This window comes from Fictibacillus tiangongensis, from assembly GCF_048083785.1.
GTDB lineage: Bacteria > Bacillota > Bacilli > Bacillales > Fictibacillaceae > Fictibacillus.
In genome coordinates, this window is the sequence record NZ_CP182294.1 from 1,680,515 (window position 1) to 1,701,836 (window position 21,322).

Genomic DNA, 21,322 nt, shown 5'->3' on the forward strand with positions numbered 1-21,322 from the left:
GCATTTTTGCGGACATGCCTGCATATAAATGCTATTAACTAATCTTATCAGAGGTGGAAGCTATGAATTGGTACCAGCTGCCGCAAGACGAAATTGAATCCATTCTTAACAGCAGGATGGAAGAAGGGCTCTCAAAAAGTGAGCAAGAACGAAGGTTAAAGTTAGATGGACCGAACCAGCTAGAAGAAGGAAAGAAGCAGTCTGCCATTTTAATGTTCCTTGCCCAATTTAAAGACTTTATGGTCCTCGTCCTCTTAGCGGCTACATTGTTATCCGGTTTCTTAGGAGAATATTTAGACGCGATCGCCATTATATTAATCGTGGTGATGAACGGTATTCTAGGTTTTATTCAAGAGAGAAAAGCTGAAAGATCCTTAGCTTCACTAAAAGAACTTTCTGCACCAAGTGCACAGGTTCTAAGAGAAGGGAGATGGGTGTCAATCGCTGCGAAAGACGTTGTTATAGGCGACGTGATAAAAGTAAAGAGCGGCGATCGTGTGGGAGCAGACATCAGGCTCCTAAAAACATCCGGGTTACAAATAGAGGAGTCAGCTCTAACGGGTGAATCTGTTCCTGCACAAAAACACAATAACATCATTTCTAATGAAGACTTGAACTTGGGTGATCAAGAGAACATGGCGTTCATGGGCACGATGGTCACTAGAGGAACGGGACAAGGTATAGTCGTAGCGACAGGCATGAAAACAGAGATGGGTAAGATTGCACATTTAATACAAACAGCTGAAAACATTGCTACACCTCTTCAGATGAAACTTGAACAGCTTGGGAAAATTTTGATCGCTCTTGCGCTGCTGTTAACGGTCTTGGTTGTTTTAGCTGGTGTTATGCAAGGACATGATCTCTACAGCATGATCTTAGCAGGTGTCTCGTTAGCTGTTGCTGCTATTCCAGAAGGACTTCCAGCTATCGTTACAATTGCACTGGCGTTAGGTGTTCAAAAAATGATTCGAAAACGAGCGATTGTTCGAAAGCTGCCGTCTGTAGAAACATTAGGCTGTGCAACTGTCATCTGCTCTGATAAAACAGGAACACTCACTCAAAATAAGATGACAGTTACACGTGTTTGGTCTCAAGGCAGAAAGTGGAGTGTAAGTGAAGAAGGTTTTGAAGTCATTGATGGCGGTATTCAAGAAAACAATAAACGAGAAGATAAACTTACCGAAGTCTTGGCATATGCAGCTCTTTGTAACAATGCCACGATAGAAGAAGGTAAGAAAGGCTCATTGTTAGAAGCGGGTGATCCAACAGAAACGGCATTACTGGTTAGTGCTTACAAAGCAGGGATAACGAAAGAATCCTTAAGTGAACAATTTACGATTCAGCATGAGTTCCCATTTGACTCTACCCGGAAAATGATGAGTGTCGTTGTACGTGATACAGAAGGAAATCAGATGCTGGTAGTAAAAGGAGCACCAGATGTCCTGCTTGAAAAAAGTGATTACATTGTATGGGACGATAAAAAACAGTTGATTAAGCAAGCTCATAAAGAAAGAATAAAAGAAGCGATCTATGCACTCGGCAGCCAAGCACTGCGGACGATCGCTGTTGCGATCCGACCTTTAAAAGAAGGCGAGCACTATTCACAAGCTTCTTTTGCAGAAAGAAGTCTCACGTTTATCGGACTACAGGGAATGATGGATCCGCCACGTCCTGAAGTCGAAGAAAGTATTAGGGATTGCCAGACTGCAGGTATTAAAACCGTCATGATAACGGGAGACCATGTAGTAACAGCAGCGAGTATCGCAAAAAAACTAAACATGCTTCCTAACGGTGGAAGAGTGATGGAAGGTGCTGAGCTTGCACAATTAAGCGATGATGAATTGGACAAAGTTTCAGAAGATGTTTACGTTTACGCGCGAGTATCTCCAGAGCACAAGTTAAAAATCGTAAAGTCACTTCAACGAAAAGGTCACGTTGTAGCTATGACTGGTGATGGCGTCAATGATGCACCAGCTATCAAGTCAGCAAATATCGGTATTGCAATGGGTATAACAGGAACAGACGTGGCGAAAGAAGCATCCTCTCTTGTTCTTGGTGACGATAACTTTGCCACGATCCGCTCAGCGATCGAAGAAGGAAGAAACATCTATGAAAATATTAGAAAGTTTATTCGTTATCTTCTAGCGTCCAATGTAGGTGAGATTTTGGTAATGCTTTTTGCGATGATCATGGGCTTACCACTTCCTTTAGTTCCGATTCAAATTCTTTGGGTTAACTTAGTTACAGATGGTTTGCCGGCAATGGCATTAGGTGTTGACCAGGCCGAAGAAGACGTTATGAGAAGAAAGCCAAGACAAGCGAAAGAAGGGGTCTTCTCCAGAGGGTTAGGATGGAAGATCGTTTCAAGGGGATTCTTGATCGGTGGAGCGACAATACTTGCATTCTGGGTCACGTTAAAAGAAAATCCAGATCAACTGATCGTCGCGCAATCCGTAGCCTTTGCAACACTTGTTATGGCACAATTGATCCACGTGTTCGATTGCAGAAGTGAGCGTTCTGTTTTTCATAGAAATCCGTTTCAGAACGGTTACCTAGTATTGGCGGTTATTTCATCTATTCTTTTATTGCTTGTGGTGATGTATGTAGAACCATTGCAAGATATTTTCCATACGGTTCCGCTCTCTATAAGACAATGGCTGCTCGTTCTTGGCATGGCATCTATTCCAACATTTGCTCTAGCAGGCTTTCAATTGTTTAAAAAAGAAGCAAGATAAACAAATAAAGCTGGTTCCCGTATGTTTGGGTACCAGCTTCTATTATTTTTAACAAGACAAGGGATTTATGCGCTCGTCCAGCGGCTGCGAAGCACGCTGGATGAGCGATTCTAGACTTTTATGAGCGATTCTAGACTTCAGTCCAATATTCGAAGCTGTACAAGGTTCAAGATAATGCTTTCAACTTTTTTTCGCTATTTCCTTAAAAATAGGGAAATTAGTTTAGATTTCAGGAATTATGTGCTAAAATATAAGAACATGTGTACAGTTTTTCACAATATCGTACAATTAGCGTATGACCCGTTATTCCATTTGGCTAGAATAGTAGCAGGTTAGGGGCGTTTGAAGATGAAATTAATTAATATTGGGTACGGAAATATTGTTGCTGCTCACCGAATTATTGCGGTAGTCAGTCCTGAATCTGCACCGATTAAACGATTAATCACGGTCGCACGAGAAAAAAACATGCTGATTGATGCTACATATGGCCGTAGAACGAGAGCGGTTGTTGTGACTGACAGTGATCATGTCGTCTTGTCAGCTGTTCAGCCTGAAACAGTAGCTCACAGACTGATGTCGGTTGATGAGGGCTCAGAAGAAAGTTAGGTTTTGGAGGTTTTTATGGAAAAAGAAAGAGGCATTCTGTTTGTTCTTTCCGGTCCGTCGGGTGTTGGAAAAGGAACGGTGTGTAAAGCGCTTCGTGAACAAAAGCTGGACATTCAATATTCCGTTTCAGCGACGACTAGAAAGCCGCGTGAAGGCGAACGGCATGGGGTAGAATACTTCTTTAAATCAAAAGAAGAGTTTCTAGATATGATTGAAAATAAACAACTGCTCGAGTGGGCAGAATATGTTGGCAACTATTATGGAACACCGATTGAGTATGTGAATAGTACGCTTGATGAAGGTAAAGATGTTATCTTAGAAATCGAGGTACAAGGTGCACTTCAAGTGAAAAACATATTTCCAGAAGGTGTGTTTATCTTTTTAACACCGCCAAGTCTGGATGAACTAAGAAGTCGTATTGTTGGACGCGGAACTGAGACCGAAGATTTGATCAACAACCGCATGTCTGTTGCTAAAGAAGAAATCGAACTCATGAGACACTATGACTATTCAGTTGTGAATGATGAGATCGATGCTGCTTGCAATCGAATCAAAGCAATCATCACCACGGAGCATTGCCGAGTAGACCGAGTTCGTCCAAAATACGAAAAAATTTTAGGAGATGACAAATAATGCTATATCCATCCATCGATTCTCTTATGGAAAAGATCGATTCAAAATACTCATTAGTTACTCTTAGTTCTAAGCGTGCTAGAGAGATTCAAAAACACGATAATCAACAGATCGCAAAACCTGTATCACACAAGTTTGTCGGTAAAGCACTTGAAGAGATCCAATCCGGTATATTGATGAAAGTTGGAGAAACACCAGAAGATTAATAGAACAAGCGAAAAAATATACAACCTTGACTAAAGGTTGTTATTTTTTTGTTCTCGACAGATTTCAATACATTTTTTAATACATATAAATGCTGTAAAATGGAGTTAGCTTGTATAAGTCAAGAGCGGCGGAAGGGGTTCATTATGGAAAAGAAGAAAATATTGCTGGCTGTTTCAGGCGGAATAGCTGCATATAAAGCGGCGACAGTAGCAAGTAGATTATTTCAAAATGGATACGAAGTTAAAGTGATTCTTACCGAATCTGCACAAAAGTTCATCACACCACTTACCTTTCAAACGCTGACAAGAGAAGAAGTTTATACAGATACGTTTGAGGAAAAAGATCCTGCAGTTGTTAGTCACATCGACCTTGCAGACTGGGCAAATCTTGTTTTAATCGCTCCAGCGACAGCAAACTCGATCGGTAAGCTAGCTAACGGAATCGCAGATGACATGCTTACAACAACATTGCTCGCAACAAAAGCTGACGTTTTGATCGCACCTGCGATGAATGTAAACATGTTTAACCATCCTGCCGTTAAGAAGAATATGGAAACATTAGCTTCATTCGGATGGCGTTTCATCGAACCGAACGAAGGGCTCTTAGCATGTGGATGGATAGGTAAAGGAAGACTTGCAGAACCAGAAGAATTGATAGAATCTGTTCATGCTTATTTTAATGAAAATAAGGCTGAAGATAAGCCGTTAACTGGAAAAAAAATACTTGTAACAGCTGGTCCAACGAGAGAAGAATTGGATCCTGTTCGTTATTTTACAAACCATTCTTCAGGCAAGATGGGATATGCAATCGCATCAGTTGCAAAAAAACTAGGTGCAGATGTGACCCTTGTTACAGGACCAACCGCATTACCAGAACCCGAAGGCATTACTATTGAAAGAATCGTTTCCACGAAAGATATGTTTGAAGCGACAATGTCTCGTTTTCATGAACAAGATGTTGTAATTAAATGTGCTGCCGTAGCAGATTATACACCCGTCACGGTGCATTCAAAGAAATTTAAGAAGAAAGACGATCTTTGGACGATCGAGATGAAAAAGACGATTGATATACTGCAGTCCCTAGGTGAGAAAAAAGAACATCAAGTTTTAGTAGGATTTGCGGCAGAGACAGAAAATCTTGAGAACTATGCAAAAGATAAGATGATCCGAAAAAACCTAGATATGGTTGTAGGTAATGATGTTTCAAAAGAAGGATCAGGTTTTGGAAGCGACACGAACGAGATCATAATGATCAAAAAAGATGGAACTAAGAAGGTACTGCCCATTCTGTCAAAGGAAAATGCGGCTCGTGAAATATTAGTAGAAGTAATGGAATTGATGAAAAGATGATCGCGGCAGTCGTAGTTGATGTTCCTTCAGGAAGTGTAAACAAAACCTTTGACTATAAAATTCCTCCAGTTTGGGAAAAATGGGCTGAACCTGGTATGCGTGTTATCGTTCCTTTTGGGCCGAGAAAGCTACAAGGTTTTATCTTAGAAGTAAAATCAACATCTACGGTAAAAGGAATGAAGAACATTACGGAGATTCTGGACCCGTTGCCTGTGTTAACGTCCGAACTGATCGAGTTAGGAAGGTGGCTGGCTGAGAATACACTTAGTTTTTACATTACAGCTTATCAAGCCATGTTGCCAGCTGCGATGAAAGCTACTTATGAAAAGTCATTTCAAGTGATGAAGTCTGATAAACTTCCAGATTCGATACGTCCCCTTCTCTCAGTCAACAACGAGATTACTGTAAGTGATGTGACAAAATCAAATCCTGATCTGTTGCCACTCTTGCAGTCGTTGGCGAAAGAAGGAATTCTTGATGTTGTTTATAAAGTGAAAAATAAAGCGAATAAAAAGAAGCAAAAATTCGTTTCTATAAGAGACCGAGCGATAACTGAAAAACAGGTTCAAAAGTTGAATAAAAATGCTGAAAAACAAAAGGCGATCCTATTAGAACTCTTACATCGGCCTGATGGAGAGTACTCTCTGCAGGAGATTTTAAATGAAACAGGAGCTACTCTCTCAACAGCACAAGCACTATCGAAAAAAGGCATTCTTTCTATAGAAGAAAAAGAGGTCTATCGTGACCCGTTTCAAGGCCGTACTATGAAAAGAACCCAGTCTCTTGTTTTAACTGAAAACCAAGGAAATGCGATTAAACCGGTTCTTCAAGCTATCCGGAACAATGAGCATAAAACGGTCCTTCTCCATGGTGTAACAGGAAGTGGGAAAACAGAGATCTACCTGCAGTCCATCCAAAATGTACTGGATAAAGGAAAAGAAGCTATCGTACTCGTACCTGAGATCTCTTTAACACCGCAGATGGTAAACCGCTTTAAAGGTCGTTTCGGTAGTGCAGTTGCGGTTCTTCATAGTGGATTATCGATAGGAGAAAAATATGATGAATGGCGAAAGATTCTTAGAAAAGAAGTTTCCGTCGTTGTTGGAGCGCGATCCGCGATCTTTGCTCCATTCCAAAACTTAGGAATCGTCATTATCGATGAAGAGCACGAAACGAGTTATAAACAAGAAGATCACCCGCGTTATCACGCACGAGATGTGGCGATATGGAGAGGAAACTATCATTCATGTCCGATCGTACTTGGAAGTGCGACACCGGCACTTGAGACATATGCAAGAGCTCAAAAAGGAAGGTATCAATTAGCGGAGCTAGCTAACCGCGTACATGCTAATCCGATGCCAGAAGTCACCATAGTAGATATGAGAGAAGAACTGAAGAATGGGAACCGCTCTATGTTTTCTCTTGCTCTGATGGACAAGCTGAAGAACGGACTTCAAAAAGGAGAACAGTCGGTATTGTTCTTGAACAGAAGAGGCTATGCTTCTTTTATTCTTTGCAGAGATTGTGGCTATGTAGCACAATGTCCTCACTGTGACATTTCTTTAACCTACCACAAACGTTTTGGTGAATTAAAATGCCATTATTGCGGTTATAAAGAGAGTACACCTTCTGTTTGTCCGAGTTGTACTTCCGAACATATCCGTTTTTTTGGAACAGGAACACAGAAAGTTGAAGAAGAACTTGCAAAAGTTCTTCCTGAAGCACGCGTGATTCGGATGGATGTTGATACGACATCAAAGAAAGGCAGTCATGAAAAGCTGTTAACGGCATTTGAAAACGGTGAAGCTGATATCCTGCTCGGTACACAGATGATCGCAAAAGGGCTGGATTTTCCAAAAGTAACATTAGTAGGCGTTTTGGCTGCAGATACGATGCTTCATCTTCCAGACTTTAGAGCTTCAGAAAAGACCTTCCAGCTTCTCACACAAGTGAGTGGCCGTGCAGGCAGACACGAACTTGAGGGAAAGGTTATTGTACAAGGATACGATACTCAGCATTACAGCATTCAACTTGCATCCAAGCACGATTTTCACACCTTTTATAATCAAGAGATGCAAACGCGGAAACTTCATCAGTATCCACCTTTTTATTATTTAGGTCTGTTAACGTTCAGTCATCTTGATCTCATGCAAGTGGTCGAAGCGAGCGAGAAAGCAGCAACCTACCTATCGAAGAGGTTATCACCCGATAGTCTGCTTCTTGGACCTGTTACTTCACCCATTGCACGTGTGAAGGATAGATATCGCTATCAGGTCATGATAAAATACAAAAATGAGCCAGAGCTAAGAACCTGGTTTGAAGAGATTATTGCTCATTTTCAAAAAGATAAAGAGATCAAAGATCTTCAGATAACGGGTGATTTAAACGCCCAAACACTTATGTAGCTAGTTAAGGAGATACAAAATGACCATTCTTAAAATTGTAGAGCATCCACATCCAGTGTTAGAGACAGAATGTGAACCAGTAAAAACATTCGATAAAAAGTTAAAGAAGTTAGTTGAAGATATGTTTGAGACGATGTATGAGGCAGAAGGAGTTGGACTCGCTGCACCACAGATCGGAATTGCAGAACAGATCGCAGTTGTAGATATTGGAGACGAAACGGGTCAGCTAGTTCTGATCAACCCGGTTATAAATAAAACTTCTGGCAGCCAGAGTGGCCCTGAAGGCTGTTTAAGTTTCCCGGGATTATTTGGTGAAGTCGAACGTCCTTTTGATGTTACCGTTACAGCTCAAGACGTAAACGGCAAAGAGTTTACATTAAAAGCAAGTGATTTTCTTGCTCGTGCCATCCAACATGAAATCGATCATCTGCACGGAATCTTGTTCACATCAAAAGTAATCGAATATTACGAGACGGAAGAACTGGAGGGATAAACATGAAAGTATTATTTATGGGAACACCTGATTTTTCCGTACCCGTTCTTCGTCAACTCGTTGAAGATGGCTACAATGTCGTTGGTGTTGTCACACAACCTGACAAGCCTGTAGGCAGAAAAAAAGAGATCAAGCAGACTCCAGTTAAAGAGGAAGCTTTAAAACATGGAATTTCTGTGTATCAGCCTATTAAACTGCGAGAAGACTATGAAGACATCATTGCTCTTCAACCAGACTTAATCGTCACAGCAGCATATGGACAGATTTTACCAAAAGCGATTCTTGAAACACCTCAGCATGGATGTATCAATGTTCATGCATCATTGCTTCCAAAGTATCGTGGAGGTGCTCCGATCCACAAAAGTATCATGGACGGAAACGCCAAGACGGGGATCACGATCATGTATATGGTTGAAAAATTAGATGCAGGTGATATACTTACCCAAGTTGAAGTTGAAATCGAAGAGAATGATCACGTTGGTTCGATGCATGATAAGTTGAGTGCAGCCGGTGCAAAGTTATTGTCTGAAACCATTCCTCTACTTGTTGAAGGAAAACTAACCCCTGTGCCACAAGTGGCTGAGGAAGTTACATTTGCATGGAACATCACTCGAGATCAAGAGAAGATTGATTGGACATTGCCAGGTGAAGACATTTATAACCACATTCGCGGGCTACATCCATGGCCGGTTGCTTATACGTATTTGAACGGACAGCCACTTAAAGTATGGTGGGGTGAAAAGAAAGAAACAAGTACTGATGGTGAGCCTGGGACTGTAATCGGTGTTCACGAAAAAGGTCTTCAGGTCGCAACAGGAAACAAAACAAGCATTATCATTACAGACTTGCAGCTCTCTGGAAAAAAGAGAATGTTAGCAAGTGATTATCTTAAAGGAGCAAGCGTTTCAAAAGGCTTGAGATTAGGTGAGTAGAGTTGGATAACAACATTAGAGCGATCGCCCTGGACGTTTTATTAAAAATAGAACAGAACCAGGCTTATAGCAATTTACAACTGAATCAAACATTGCAGAACTCGAACATGAAGAGTGTAGATAAAGGACTACTGACAAACATCGTATACGGAACGATACAACGAAAAAACACGATTGATTTTTATTTGGATCAATTGTTGAACAAACCGATCAAGAAAAAAGACCGTTGGGTTCTTTCTTTACTGAGACTATCTATTTTTCAGATGTTATATTTAGATAGAGTTCCTGATCATGCGATCATTCATGAAGCCGTTGAGATAACGAAAGAACGCGGTAACCAAGGACTAGCCGGTCTCGTTAACGGTATTTTACGTAAACTTCAGCGAGAAGGAACAGAAGCCATGGATAAGAAAGCTTCAGAAGGTGCTGAAAAAGAAGCTCTTTCTTACAGTATGCCTCAATGGTTGTTTGACCGCTGGAGAGATCAGTTCGGACAAGAAGATGCGGAGAAGATGGCACAATCTAACTTACTAGCTTCTCCCGTGACTGCAAGGGTGAACACGAAGAAAAGCAATAGAAAAGACGTTTTGGAGCTTCTCTTAGAAGAAGGAATTGTAGCTGAAGAAGGAGAATTGTCTCCTGAAGGTATCATCGTTAAGGAAGGCTATCTTCCAGCTACTGATGTTTATAAACAAGGTCTTGTAACGATACAAGACGAAAGTTCAATGTTAGTGGCACGGGCCGTTGATCCTGTTCCTGGAGAAACGATTCTTGATACTTGCGCTGCACCGGGTGGTAAGTCAACTCATATGGCAGAACTGATGCAAGGAGAAGGAAGGGTAGTTTCACTAGACCTTCATGCTCATAAGATTGACTTGATCAAAAGACAAGCAGAACGTCTTGGACTTGAAAATATTGAAGCATCCGTGTTAGATGCACGAAAAGTATCTGATCAGTTTGAATCAGGAACATTTGATAGAGTTCTCGTAGATGCGCCTTGCAGCGGTTTCGGAGTTATTCGTAAAAAGCCTGATCTCAAATGGTCCAAAACAGAAGAAGATGTGACGAGATTGACGAACATTCAAAGAGATATTTTGCACGCTGCTTCAGATATGGTCAAGGATGGCGGACTGCTCGTATACAGTACGTGTACAGTTGATAAAGAAGAAAACGATAACGTTGCAGATTGGTTCTTAACAACCCATCCAGATTTTGAGTGGGACTCCCAATTTGCGGAAAAAATGCCTGAGAGCATAAAATCCTATATAATAGATGGTAGATCAGATATTCAGATCATGCCTCATTATTTTAATAGTGACGGATTCTATATAGCAGCATACAGAAAAAAGACAACAGGTGGTGAGAAACATGCTTAAACCTTTAACAGAGAAACAAACAAAACCAAATATCAAACCTTCTATCTTTTCTTTAGAACTTCATGAGTTAGAAGCGTGGCTTACTGATATAAGAGAACCAAAGTTCAGAGGAAAACAGATCTTTGAATGGCTGTATAAAAAACGTGTGTCTTCTTTTGAGGAGATGACGAACCTTCCATTAGGTCTTCGTGAGAAGCTAGAGAAAGACTTTTATATCAAACCATTAAAAGAAGTTGTGCGTCAGGAATCTTCTGATGGCACGATTAAATTTTTATTCGAGCTTCAAGACGGTTATTCGATTGAAACGGTTCTTATGAGACATGAATATGGAAATAGTATTTGTGTAACAACTCAAGTAGGCTGCCGTTTAGGTTGTACGTTCTGTGCTTCTACATTAGGTGGACTGAAACGTAATCTACTAGCTGGTGAGATCGTAGCTCAAGTTCTTCAAGTTCAGCGCGCACTCGATGAAACAGAAGAAAGAGTAAGTTCTGTAGTTGTTATGGGGATCGGTGAGCCTTTTGATAACTATGAAGGACTTATGTCGTTTTTAAAGATTATCAACCACGATCAAGGCCTTAATATCGGAGCCCGACACATTACGATCTCAACAAGTGGTGTTGTACCATACATCTACAAGTTCGCAGACGAAGGTATGCAGATTAATTTCGCGATTTCCTTGCATGCGGCAAACACAGAGACGAGAAGCCGATTGATGCCGGTAAACAGAATGTATCCGTTAAATGAATTGATGGATTCTATTCGTTATTATATTAAAAAGACGGGACGACGTGTGACGTTTGAATATGGTTTGTTCGGTAAAGTTAACGATTCTGTAGAACACGCGAACGAGTTAGCCGATCTTATCAAAGATATTAAGTGTCACGTAAACCTTATTCCTGTAAACTATGTACCAGAAAGAGACTATGTCCGAACACCAAAAACACAAATTTTTAAGTTCTTAGAGACGTTAACCTCAAGAGGCATAAATGCCACCATCAGAAGAGAACAAGGTCATGATATTGATGCTGCATGCGGTCAGCTGCGTGCGAAGGAACGTAAAGAAGAGACGAGGTGACGGGAAGATGCAAATTGCCTTTCAAACAGACGTTGGAATGGTAAGGAAGCATAATGAAGACAGCGGGGAAGTGTTCACAAAGGGTGAACACTTTCTTGCAGTTATCGCAGATGGTATGGGTGGACATAAAGCTGGGGATATCGCCAGTCAAGAAGCCCTGAAAGTGATGAAAGAAGCATGGTCTCAATTTGAAGAAAATATGGAAAACATAAAAGAATGGATCCAAAATGTTTTAAAAGATACGAATAAACATATCTTTGATTTTTCTCAGGAGAATCCTGAGACGAGAGGTATGGGCACTACAATTGTGGCTGCTTTAGGTACGAACAAAGAAATCACAGTCGCTCATATCGGTGACAGCCGATGTTATCTGTATTCAAATGGTGAACTGAAACGAGTGACGGATGATCATTCACTTGTCCAAGAATTAGTGAAATCTGGTCAGATTACTGAGGATGAGGCAGAGATTCATCCAAGAAGAAACATGATCATGAAAGCTGTGGGTACTGATGAAACCGTAGAAGCTGAGTTAAACACAATCACTTGGCAGAACGGTGACTATCTTTTGCTATGTTCGGACGGTCTATCAGATAAAGTATCGTTCAAACGTATTCAAGAAGTCTTTCAAGATCCTATGGAGTCTGTAACTGAGAAGGTAGAACGATTGATCACTTGGGCAAAAGATGCCGGCGGAGAAGATAACATTACTGCTATCCTTATACAGAATAGTTCTGACACAGAAACAAAAGGGGAAGCAATAACATGATAGGAAAAAGAGTCAGTGGCCGCTACAAGCTTTTAGAAGTTATTGGTGACGGCGGAATGGCCATCGTTTATCGAGCAAAAGATTTAATTTTAGATAGAGATGTAGCAGTAAAAGTTCTACGGTCAGAGTTTAATAAAGATGAAGATTTCATCAGACGATTCAAAAGAGAAGCTGAATCAGCAACAAGTCTTAACCACCCGAACATCGTGAGCATCTATGATGTTGGAGAAGATGAAGAGATCTATTTTATCGTGATGGAATATGTGCAAGGAAAAACACTAAAGCAATACATAAAAGAACATGGAAAAATATCTGTAGAAGAATCTTTGCATATTATGAAGCAGATCGTTTCAGGGATGGCGGTCGCTCATGATCATGGAATCATACATCGCGATATTAAACCGCATAATATACTAATTACAGATAACGGTACAGCTAAGTTAACAGACTTTGGGATCGCACTCGCCATAACTTCAGCTACGATCACGCATACAAACTCTATTCTTGGATCTGTTCATTACTTTTCACCTGAACAAGCAAGAGGAGGTATCGCGAACGCAAAATCGGATATTTATTCATTTGGAGCTGTACTCTATGAAATGGTTACAGGAAGAGTACCGTTCGTTGGAGATTCACCGGTTTCTGTTGCCTTAAAGCACCTGCAAGAAAACGTGATCGAACCGCGAAGGTTGAACCCTGAGATCCCGCAAAGTGTAGAGAACATCGTCTTGAAATCGTTGGCGAAAAACCCGTTACGAAGATATAACAGTGCTGATGAACTGTTGAGCGATATGAATACAGCGTTAGATCCAGACCGCATGTATGAACAAAAGTGGAACGAAGAAAGCGAGGAAGATGAAAAAACAAAGTACATTCCTCCTATCGTCGTACCACCTGTCGAGACACCAGTAAAGAAAGCGGAAGCTGAGGGAGATGAAGTAAAAGAAAAAAAGCCCGAGAAACCTAAGAAAAAACGAAATTGGTGGCTTATTATACTTATCTCACTTCTTTTATTAGGCGGAGCTGGAATTGCTGCTTTTACGATGATGCCTTCAATTTTCTATGTTGAAGAAGTCAGTGTTCCAAATGTAGCGGGAGAAGAATATGTTGATGCTTTCGATAGATTGAGAGCTGAAGGCCTTGAAGTGAAACGGCAGGAAGTATTTGATCCCGAGATTGAAGAAGGCCTTGTAGTAAGACAAGATCCATCAGCTGGAACAAAAGTAAAACAGCAGGCAATCGTCACGTTATTCGTATCAAAAGGCCCTGAAAAGGAAAATATGCCTGATGTAGAAGGGTATAATATAGAAGATGCGAAACAGCGTTTGAAAGATGATGGCTTCTCACAGATCAATATCAACTATGAAGAGTCAGACTCTGAACCTGAAGGTACCGTGCTCGAACAAAGTCCTGATCGAGATGAAAAAGTAACACCTGCAGAAACGGAAGTTACACTAACGGTAAGTTCAGGAACTCCATCGGTTCAAGTTGAGAATTTGATAGGTGCATCTGAACAAGATGTAAAAACATTTGCCGACAATGCTGGTCTGACGGTTGAATTTTCAAAAGAGTTCTCTGATACAGTTGAAAAAGGCAGGGTAATCTCGCAAGATCCATCTCCTTTTACACAAGTAGAGAAAGGAGCAACGATCTCTGTTGTTCTTTCTGATGGCCCTGAGACTGTAGAAGAAGAACCACCGCCGGCAGAAGAAGAACCACCTGCAGAAGACCGCACGGTAACGAAAGATATTGAAGTTAAGGTAGATAAGAAGGACAAAAGAGAACCCGTTACAGTTAAGATTGTATATTCGGACAAGAACGCCTCAAATGAAGTGTTTGTGGAAGAACAGATTACGGACAAAAAGAAATATAAGCTGCCATTAACGATTGCTGAAGGTGGCTCTGCTTCATACGTTGTGTATATCAACGGAGAAGAAGAGGAATCTGAGACGATTAATTATGATGACGCTAGAGGTGCTAGTGGACGGATGAGTAGAGATGATGAGGAAGGGGACGATGGTGATTAAGCATGCCTGAAGGAAGAATTGTTAAAGCGCTAGCCGGCTTTTATTACGTTAAGGAAAATGGGAAAGCTGAAGTTTTCCAATGCAGAGGAAGAGGAAATTTCCGCAAAAAGAAAGTAAATCCGTTGGTTGGGGACTGGGTAGAATACGAGTCAAGTAATATAACAGATGGATACATTCTTGATGTGAAGGAACGCAGAAACGAATTAGTTCGTCCTCCAATCGCGAACGTAGACCAAGCTATCCTTGTTTTTTCAGCTACTGAACCTGATTTTAGCACGCTTTTATTAGACCGTTTCCTTGTTCACATAGAAGCGAACGATATTTTGCCTGTTATCTGTATCTCGAAAATGGACCTTATACAGAAAGCTGATGAGATTGAGGAGATCAACCATTATATTGAGGCGTACAAAACACTAGGTTACGAAGTCATTCCAACTTCGACGAAGACAGATGATAGCCTTGAAATGTTTTATCCGCTTTTCAAGGATAAAGTTACCGTCTTTGCAGGGCAGTCTGGTGTAGGTAAGTCTTCCCTTTTAAATGCGATCAATCCAGAGTTAATGCTTGAAACAAACGAGATCTCAAGCCATTTAGGCCGAGGGAAACACACCACTCGTCATGTGGAACTCATTCTTTTCGGTAATGGGTTAGTTGCTGATACGCCTGGGTTCAGCTCATTAGACTTCTTAAACATTGAAGCAGAAGACTTATCGATGTACTTTCCAGAGATGAACGAGCTTCGCGGAGACTGCAAGTTCAGAGGGTGCTCACATACGTCGGAACCAAAATGTGCAGTTAAAAAAGGTGTAGAGGATGGAGTCGTTCCAAAGTTCCGCTATGACCATTACGTAAGCTTTTTACAAGAAATTAAAGATCAAAAACGGAGGTACTGATGATTAAAATAGCTCCTTCCATTCTTTCGGCTGACTTCTCAAAGTTAGGCGATGATATAAAAGCTGTTGAAGAGGCAGGTGCGGATTATATTCATGTTGATGTGATGGATGGTCATTTCGTACCGAACATCACGATCGGACCACTTGTTGTTCAAGCGATTCGACCAATTACGAAGCTTCCATTAGATGTACATCTTATGATAGAAAATCCAGATCGATATATTGAAGAATTCGCAAAAGCAGGTGCAGATATTATTTCTGTGCATGTAGAAGCATCACCGCATCTTCATCGAACGGTGCAACTGATTAAACAACAGGGAGTAAAAGCTGGTGTGGTTATAAATCCAGCTACTTCTGTAGAAACTATCAGACATATACTGCAAGATGTTGACCTTGTATTGCTGATGACAGTAAATCCTGGTTTTGGAGGACAAGCATTCATTGAGAGTGTAGTCCCTAAGATTAAAGAAGTGTCTGACCTCGTAGAAACCCAAGGATTGAATGTTGAGATTGAAGTTGATGGTGGAGTGAATCCAAAAACAGCTCGTCTTTGTGTTGAAGCTGGTGCGAATGTATTAGTTGCCGGTTCTGCCATTTATGGTAAGAAAGATTTAAAGGGTGCAATAGAAGCCATTCGTGGTGTATAATTGATTATAGAAAATAAAATAAGCAACCACAGGGGGAGTCCTTTAAAGGGCTGAGAGGGGAGTGTTCTCCCGACCCTTTGAACCTGAAGCTGGATCATACCTGCGTAGGGATGTGGAGTCGTATGACTTTTTGAATGTATATCTCAAAAGCAACCGAGCTCACATGCCGGTTGCTTTTTTTGTTTTTATTCAAACGAATTATTAGGGGGAGTATTAATGAACAATAGTAAAATATTATTAATGGCTGAAATTGCGATTATGGCTGCACTTTCACTCATTTTAGGATTGATCAGCTTCAAAGGGATTTGGCCACAAGGTGGATCCGTGTCTCTCGAAATGGTTCCTATTTTTCTTTTAGCATTTAGAAGAGGTTTAAAAGCAGGGGTTTTTACCGGATTAGTCGTTGGGTTATTACAACTTCTTGTCAATCCGCAAATCTATTATTTTGCACAAGTCATACTTGATTATCCGCTTGCTTTTGCTTTAGCGGGAGTAGCAGGTGCGTTCGCACCATCACTTGCTCAAAATAGATCAAAAAGAACAGCTTTAATGGTTCTTGGGATTTTTGTAGGATGTACGTTAAGGTTAATTTCGCATGTGTTATCCGGTGTTATTTTCTTTAGTGAATTTGCTCCAAAAGAAATGAATGTTTGGCTTTATTCGTTCTTATACAACGGATCATTCATGGTTGTTATTTTTGCCATTACCGCGCTAGTTGTTATTCTATTAACGAATACAGCACCGAAACTACTACATGCCGCACGTAATGGTCATCACCAAGCAGCATGAAGATAAGCATCGTCGCAGGTGGTCCTGAACATCTGATCCCTGAGCTAAAGCCCTACGATCTCCAAAGGAATCACATTTGGATCGGAGTCGACAGAGGAACGCTCTTTCTATTTAAAAATGGCATCTTTCCACAGCATGCATTTGGCGATTTTGATTCTGTTTCTGATGATGAGAGAAAAATTATTTTAGACTCATCCATAAAAGTGAATCGATATCAATCAGAAAAAGATGCTACAGACATGGAGCTCGCACTAGAGTGGGCGTTGAATCAAGATCCGGAACAAATACTCATATTCGGTGGGACTGGCGGAAGGTTAGATCACGAATTAATGAACATCCAATTATTATATCGATCTCTCAGAGTACGTACAGACGTTAAGATTATTGATAACAGGAATGAGATCTCTCTACATTTACCGGGATGCTATGATATTGAGCAAGATCATAGATACTCATATGTCTCATTTCTGGCTCAAAGTGAAGAAGTGACAGGCGTAACCCTCAAGGGTTTTAAATATCCGTTAGAACAAGCTAATCTTCAGGCTGGCTCATCATTATGTGTTTCCAATGAGCTTGTAAATAAAAGTGGTACTTATTCTTTTGACTCCGGCATAATATTGATGGTAAAGAGCCGTGATTAAAAAATCACGGAATACAGGCCCCCAAAGCACCTTTTTATAAAAAGGGGAATAAAGTATTTATGTTTAGCTCTTATCATTTTTTATGGGCCTGGAGGAGGGGTAAGATGAAATTTTATACCATTAAACTTCCTAAATTTTTGGGAGGCTTCGTACGTGCCGTCTTAGGTTCTTTCAAAAAAGGATAACAAACAAAAAAAGCGCTTGTGCGCTTTTTTTGTTTGTTTTTTTGAATATTTAATTTCGTGTGTATAAGTGGATTTCTGTGAAAGTGGTTGATTTCCGCTCCAGGTTGCACGCTTTCCATGATTTGAAGAGAAATATTTTAGAAAAAATCTTTGTATATATAAAATACAGTCCAGTTTGAAGAAAATACTGTCCGCTTTCAGCTTTTTACTGTCGACATTTTTAAACATACTGTCCACTTCAATCTATTTTGGTCACCAAAAGCGCTTTTTGGACAAAGAAAAAAACAGCAGCGCCGGCTGCTGTTTTTATTTATACACGTTCAACTTTGCCAGATTTAAGGGCACGAGCAGATACGTATACGCGTTTAGGCTTTCCGTCCACAAGAATACGAACCTTTTGGACGTTAGCTCCCCAGCTTTTCTTTGATTTGTTCATTGCGTGAGAACGCTTGTTACCAGTTTTAGGTCCTTTTCCAGTAATAAAACATTTACGAGCCATGTAGGTGAACCTCCTTTACAGCAAAAAAAGCTTTGCATCAATTCAATCGTATGTTAAATACTAAATAATATTAGCATGACTTCAGAAGCAATGCAACATATTCGTAAAAGGTTTTCAAGTAAATTTCCTTGACAATACTATTTACATAGTGTGAAATGTAGTAGTCCTTTCAAAATAGGCTGATATATAGTAAAATATTTGTTAGCCATTTAACAAATAAAAGGGGGATTTAAGCATGTCCATTGAAATGAAAACAACCTATGGTCAAATTGATATTTCTAATGAAGTAATTGCAACTATCGCCGGTGGAGCCGCAATTGATTGTTACGGAATTGTTGGCATGGCATCAAGGAAGCAATTAAAGGATGGAATAACTGAGCTTTTAGGACGTGAAAATTTCTCCCGAGGGATCGTTGTTCGACAAGAGGAAGATGAAGTACATATTGATATGTATATCATCGTTAGTTATGGAACAAAGATTTCTGAAGTGGCTCATAACGTTCAGAACAAAGTGAAATATACCCTGGATCAAATGCTTGGTTTGGCGGTTGACTCAGTCAATATCTACGTTCAGGGTGTCAGGGTGACAACCCCTTAGTTAGGAGGAAGTTTTGTGTCTTTAAAAGTATTAGATGGAAAAAAGTTTTCAAAAATGGTACTCGAGGGTGCTTCAAATTTAACAAGAAATGCAGCAATGGTCGATGCACTTAATGTTTTCCCTGTACCTGATGGTGATACAGGAACGAACATGAATTTAACGATTACTTCTGGTGCAAAAGAAGTAGAAAAAAACACTTCTAATCAAATTGGCGCTGTTGCCAGTGCTTTTGCAAAAGGCTTACTTATGGGAGCACGCGGAAACTCTGGTGTTATCCTTTCACAATTGTTTAGAGGATTCTCTAAATCAATCGAAGGAAAAGAAACGATTAACGCTGCTGAATTTGCCAATGCATTTGATAAAGGTGTTGAAACTGCCTACAAAGCTGTTATGAAACCAGTAGAAGGTACGATTTTAACTGTAGCTAAAGACGCTGCAAAAAAGGCAGTCAAAGAAGCTAAAAAATCAGACGATATTCTATACATTATGAAAGAGATTGTTAAAGAATCGAAAGCATCCTTAAACCGTACGCCAGATCTACTGCCAGTTTTGAAAGAAGTCGGCGTTGTTGATTCTGGTGGACAAGGGTTAGTCACTGTCTATGAAGGGTTTTTAGCTGTACTAGAAGGCAAAGAACTGCCAAAGGTTTCAGTAAATGCTCCGTCGATGGGTGAACTTGTTAACGCTGAGCATCATAAAGCACAGATGCACATGAAGACGGAAGATATCCATTTTGGATATTGTACAGAGTTCATGGTAAGGTTCGAAGATAAAAAGATCAAAAGTAATCCATTCGATGAGATCAACTTCCGTAATGAGTTAAGTCAACATGGTGATTCCTTACTAGTCGTTGCTGATGAAGACGTAGTAAAGGTTCACATCCATACGGAACAACCTGGTAACATGCTAACACTTGCACATCGATATGGCAGTTTGATCAATATCAAGATCGAAAACATGCGTGAGCAGCACTCAGCGATTTTAGAGAGCGAGAATGAAGTAATTCCTTCGTACTCACAACCTGCTCTTGAGAAGAAGAAGGAATATGGTATCGTTACAGTTGCAATGGGTGAAGGAATCGAAGAGATGTTTTCATCGATGGGCGCATCGGTTATCCAAGGTGGACAAACGATGAACCCAAGTACAGAAGATATCGTAAGAGCAATTGCTGAGGTAAACGCTGAGAAAGTGTTCATCCTTCCGAACAACAGCAACATCATCATGGCATCAGAACAAGCTGCAAGTGTTGTAGATGAAGAAGTTGTAATCATCCGCACAAAAACAGTGCCACAAGGCATCGCTTCTATATTAGCTTTCAATCCTTCAGCTGATATGGCTGAGAATGAAAAGAAGATGAACGAAGCGGTTACTTCTGTTAAGTCAGGTCAAGTTACTTATGCAGTTCGTGACACTTCGATCGATGGTGTTGAAATTGCAAAAGGTGATTTTATGGGAATATCTGAAGGGAAAATTCTAACTTCTAAGACAGACAAACAAGAAGTTACAAAAGAACTTCTCTCAAACATGCTCGATGAAGATTCAGAGATCGTTACGATCATCTATGGTGAAGATAGCTCTGAAGAAGAAGCTCAGGAGCTTGCTGAATTTATTGAAGAAAAGTATCCTGATGCGGAAGCTGAAATTCATAATGGTAAGCAACCGATCTATTCATTCATCTTATCAGTAGAGTAAAAAATGAAAAGTATTCTCTCTTAAACTTAAAGTGTGATAAAGTTAAGAGGGAATACTTATTTTTATGGGAAAAAACGCAACTTGAAGGAGAACGTCATGAAATATAAAAGTGTATTTGATATTATCGGTCCCATTATGATTGGACCTTCTAGTTCACATACAGCCGGCGCGGCACGCATCGGTCGAGTAGCGAGAAGTCTTTTCGGCAGGAAACCTAAATACGCAACCATATCGTTCTATGGCTCTTTTGCTAAAACCTATCGTGGTCACGGAACGGATGTTGCGATCGTTGGCGGAATCCTAGATTATGACACGTTTGATACTCGAATTGTGGATGCGCTTACAATCGCGAAGCAAGAGGGTATCGAAGTAAAGATGACTGCCGAAGATGCTATAACTGACCACCCTAACACAGCTCGTGTCATCATTGGAGATGAGACAGACAGAATAGAAGTTGTCGGAATTTCAATCGGTGGCGGAAAAATAGAGATTACCGAGCTAAATGGGTTCGAACTGCGTCTATCTGGTAATCACCCAGCTCTTTTGATCGTTCATAATGATAAATACGGAGCGATAGCAGGAGTGGCAAACATATTAGCTAAGCATGAGATCAATATTGGTCATATGGAAGTATCAAGAAAAGAAAAAGGGAAAGAAGCTTTGATGGTTATTGAGATCGATCAGAATGCAGATGAGATCATCATAAACGAACTAAATTCTCTCCCGATTGTTCAACAAGTAGTAAAGATACACGATTAAGAGGTGAGAAGT

At 40.4% G+C, this 21,322-nt stretch carries 21 protein-coding genes and 1 riboswitch; of the genes, 20 read left to right on the forward strand and 1 reads right to left on the reverse strand.

Annotated features, from left to right (window positions below; genetic code table 11):
* Positions 1-62 precede the first annotated feature (62 nt).
* The 17 genes from ACNJYY_RS09170 to spoVM all read left to right on the forward strand — a co-directional run bounded on the left by ACNJYY_RS09170 (position 63) and on the right by spoVM (position 17,762).
* On the forward strand, positions 63-2,735 hold the full coding sequence (locus tag ACNJYY_RS09170) for a calcium-translocating P-type ATPase, SERCA-type (protein WP_416731471.1): 2,673 nt from the start codon (positions 63-65) through the stop codon (positions 2,733-2,735).
* 342 nt (positions 2,736-3,077) lie between these two features.
* Complete coding sequence (remA, locus tag ACNJYY_RS09175; RefSeq protein ID WP_416731472.1) at positions 3,078-3,341, forward strand: extracellular matrix/biofilm regulator RemA; 264 nt, start codon at positions 3,078-3,080, stop codon at positions 3,339-3,341.
* Between the two features lie 15 nt (positions 3,342-3,356).
* On the forward strand, positions 3,357-3,974 hold the full coding sequence (gene gmk, locus ACNJYY_RS09180; RefSeq protein ID WP_416731473.1) for a guanylate kinase: 618 nt from the start codon (positions 3,357-3,359) through the stop codon (positions 3,972-3,974).
* Positions 3,974-4,180 (forward strand): DNA-directed RNA polymerase subunit omega, encoded by a 207-nt coding sequence (gene rpoZ, locus ACNJYY_RS09185; RefSeq protein ID WP_416731474.1) that lies wholly within the window; start codon positions 3,974-3,976, stop codon positions 4,178-4,180. The genes gmk and rpoZ overlap by 1 nt, the downstream gene beginning before the upstream one ends.
* A gap of 141 nt (positions 4,181-4,321) precedes the next feature.
* Positions 4,322-5,530, forward strand: a complete 1,209-nt coding sequence (gene coaBC / locus ACNJYY_RS09190) for a bifunctional phosphopantothenoylcysteine decarboxylase/phosphopantothenate--cysteine ligase CoaBC (protein ID WP_416731834.1) — start codon at positions 4,322-4,324, stop codon at positions 5,528-5,530.
* Positions 5,527-7,935: a primosomal protein N' gene (gene priA / locus ACNJYY_RS09195; protein WP_416731475.1), complete on the forward strand. Its 2,409-nt coding sequence runs from the start codon at positions 5,527-5,529 to the stop codon at positions 7,933-7,935. Before coaBC ends, priA begins: the two co-directional genes overlap by 4 nt.
* A 19-nt stretch (positions 7,936-7,954) precedes the next feature.
* Entirely contained in the window at positions 7,955-8,428 is a 474-nt protein-coding gene (def, locus tag ACNJYY_RS09200; protein WP_416731476.1) for a peptide deformylase, read from the forward strand.
* A gap of 2 nt (positions 8,429-8,430) precedes the next feature.
* Positions 8,431-9,360, forward strand: a complete 930-nt coding sequence (gene fmt, locus ACNJYY_RS09205) for a methionyl-tRNA formyltransferase (protein WP_416731477.1) — start codon at positions 8,431-8,433, stop codon at positions 9,358-9,360.
* Between the two features lie 2 nt (positions 9,361-9,362).
* On the forward strand, positions 9,363-10,736 hold the full coding sequence (gene rsmB, locus ACNJYY_RS09210) for a 16S rRNA (cytosine(967)-C(5))-methyltransferase RsmB (protein WP_416731478.1): 1,374 nt from the start codon (positions 9,363-9,365) through the stop codon (positions 10,734-10,736).
* Complete coding sequence (gene rlmN / locus ACNJYY_RS09215) at positions 10,729-11,814, forward strand: 23S rRNA (adenine(2503)-C(2))-methyltransferase RlmN (RefSeq protein WP_197127684.1); 1,086 nt, start codon at positions 10,729-10,731, stop codon at positions 11,812-11,814. Before rsmB ends, rlmN begins: the two co-directional genes overlap by 8 nt.
* A 7-nt stretch (positions 11,815-11,821) precedes the next feature.
* Positions 11,822-12,580, forward strand: coding sequence for a Stp1/IreP family PP2C-type Ser/Thr phosphatase (locus tag ACNJYY_RS09220; RefSeq protein ID WP_416731479.1), 759 nt, complete (start codon positions 11,822-11,824; stop codon positions 12,578-12,580).
* Positions 12,577-14,607: a Stk1 family PASTA domain-containing Ser/Thr kinase gene (gene pknB, locus ACNJYY_RS09225; protein WP_416731480.1), complete on the forward strand. Its 2,031-nt coding sequence runs from the start codon at positions 12,577-12,579 to the stop codon at positions 14,605-14,607. Before ACNJYY_RS09220 ends, pknB begins: the two co-directional genes overlap by 4 nt.
* 2 nt (positions 14,608-14,609) lie before the next feature.
* On the forward strand, positions 14,610-15,500 hold the full coding sequence (gene rsgA, locus ACNJYY_RS09230) for a ribosome small subunit-dependent GTPase A (protein WP_416731481.1): 891 nt from the start codon (positions 14,610-14,612) through the stop codon (positions 15,498-15,500).
* A complete protein-coding gene (gene rpe, locus ACNJYY_RS09235) occupies positions 15,500-16,147 on the forward strand; it encodes a ribulose-phosphate 3-epimerase (RefSeq protein WP_416731482.1) in 648 nt (215 codons plus the stop codon). The genes rsgA and rpe overlap by 1 nt, the downstream gene beginning before the upstream one ends.
* A 21-nt stretch (positions 16,148-16,168) precedes the next feature.
* A riboswitch (TPP riboswitch) is annotated at positions 16,169-16,275 on the forward strand.
* 88 nt (positions 16,276-16,363) lie between these two features.
* Positions 16,364-16,936: an energy-coupled thiamine transporter ThiT gene (gene thiT / locus ACNJYY_RS09240; RefSeq protein WP_416731483.1), complete on the forward strand. Its 573-nt coding sequence runs from the start codon at positions 16,364-16,366 to the stop codon at positions 16,934-16,936.
* Positions 16,933-17,577 (forward strand): thiamine diphosphokinase, encoded by a 645-nt coding sequence (locus ACNJYY_RS09245; RefSeq protein ID WP_416731484.1) that lies wholly within the window; start codon positions 16,933-16,935, stop codon positions 17,575-17,577. Before thiT ends, ACNJYY_RS09245 begins: the two co-directional genes overlap by 4 nt.
* Positions 17,578-17,681: 104 nt before the next feature.
* Positions 17,682-17,762 carry a stage V sporulation protein SpoVM gene (gene spoVM, locus ACNJYY_RS09250; protein ID WP_007202502.1) on the forward strand — a complete coding sequence of 27 codons (81 nt, stop codon included), beginning with the start codon at positions 17,682-17,684 and terminating at the stop codon, positions 17,760-17,762.
* A 310-nt stretch (positions 17,763-18,072) separates the two neighbouring features.
* On the opposite strand, the gene rpmB is transcribed toward spoVM, so the two are convergent.
* Positions 18,073-18,261 (reverse strand): 50S ribosomal protein L28, encoded by a 189-nt coding sequence (gene rpmB, locus ACNJYY_RS09255; protein WP_066240673.1) that lies wholly within the window; start codon positions 18,259-18,261, stop codon positions 18,073-18,075.
* Positions 18,262-18,496: 235 nt separating this feature from the next.
* Here rpmB and ACNJYY_RS09260 point away from each other — a divergent pair, with 235 nt between their 5' ends.
* The 3 genes from ACNJYY_RS09260 to sdaAB all read left to right on the forward strand — a co-directional run bounded on the left by ACNJYY_RS09260 (position 18,497) and on the right by sdaAB (position 21,310).
* Positions 18,497-18,859 carry an Asp23/Gls24 family envelope stress response protein gene (locus ACNJYY_RS09260; protein ID WP_066240675.1) on the forward strand — a complete coding sequence of 121 codons (363 nt, stop codon included), beginning with the start codon at positions 18,497-18,499 and terminating at the stop codon, positions 18,857-18,859.
* A 15-nt stretch (positions 18,860-18,874) separates the two neighbouring features.
* Entirely contained in the window at positions 18,875-20,551 is a 1,677-nt protein-coding gene (locus ACNJYY_RS09265; RefSeq protein WP_416731485.1) for a DAK2 domain-containing protein, read from the forward strand.
* Between the two features lie 96 nt (positions 20,552-20,647).
* Entirely contained in the window at positions 20,648-21,310 is a 663-nt protein-coding gene (gene sdaAB / locus ACNJYY_RS09270; RefSeq protein WP_144700837.1) for an L-serine ammonia-lyase, iron-sulfur-dependent subunit beta, read from the forward strand.
* Positions 21,311-21,322 lie beyond the last annotated feature (12 nt).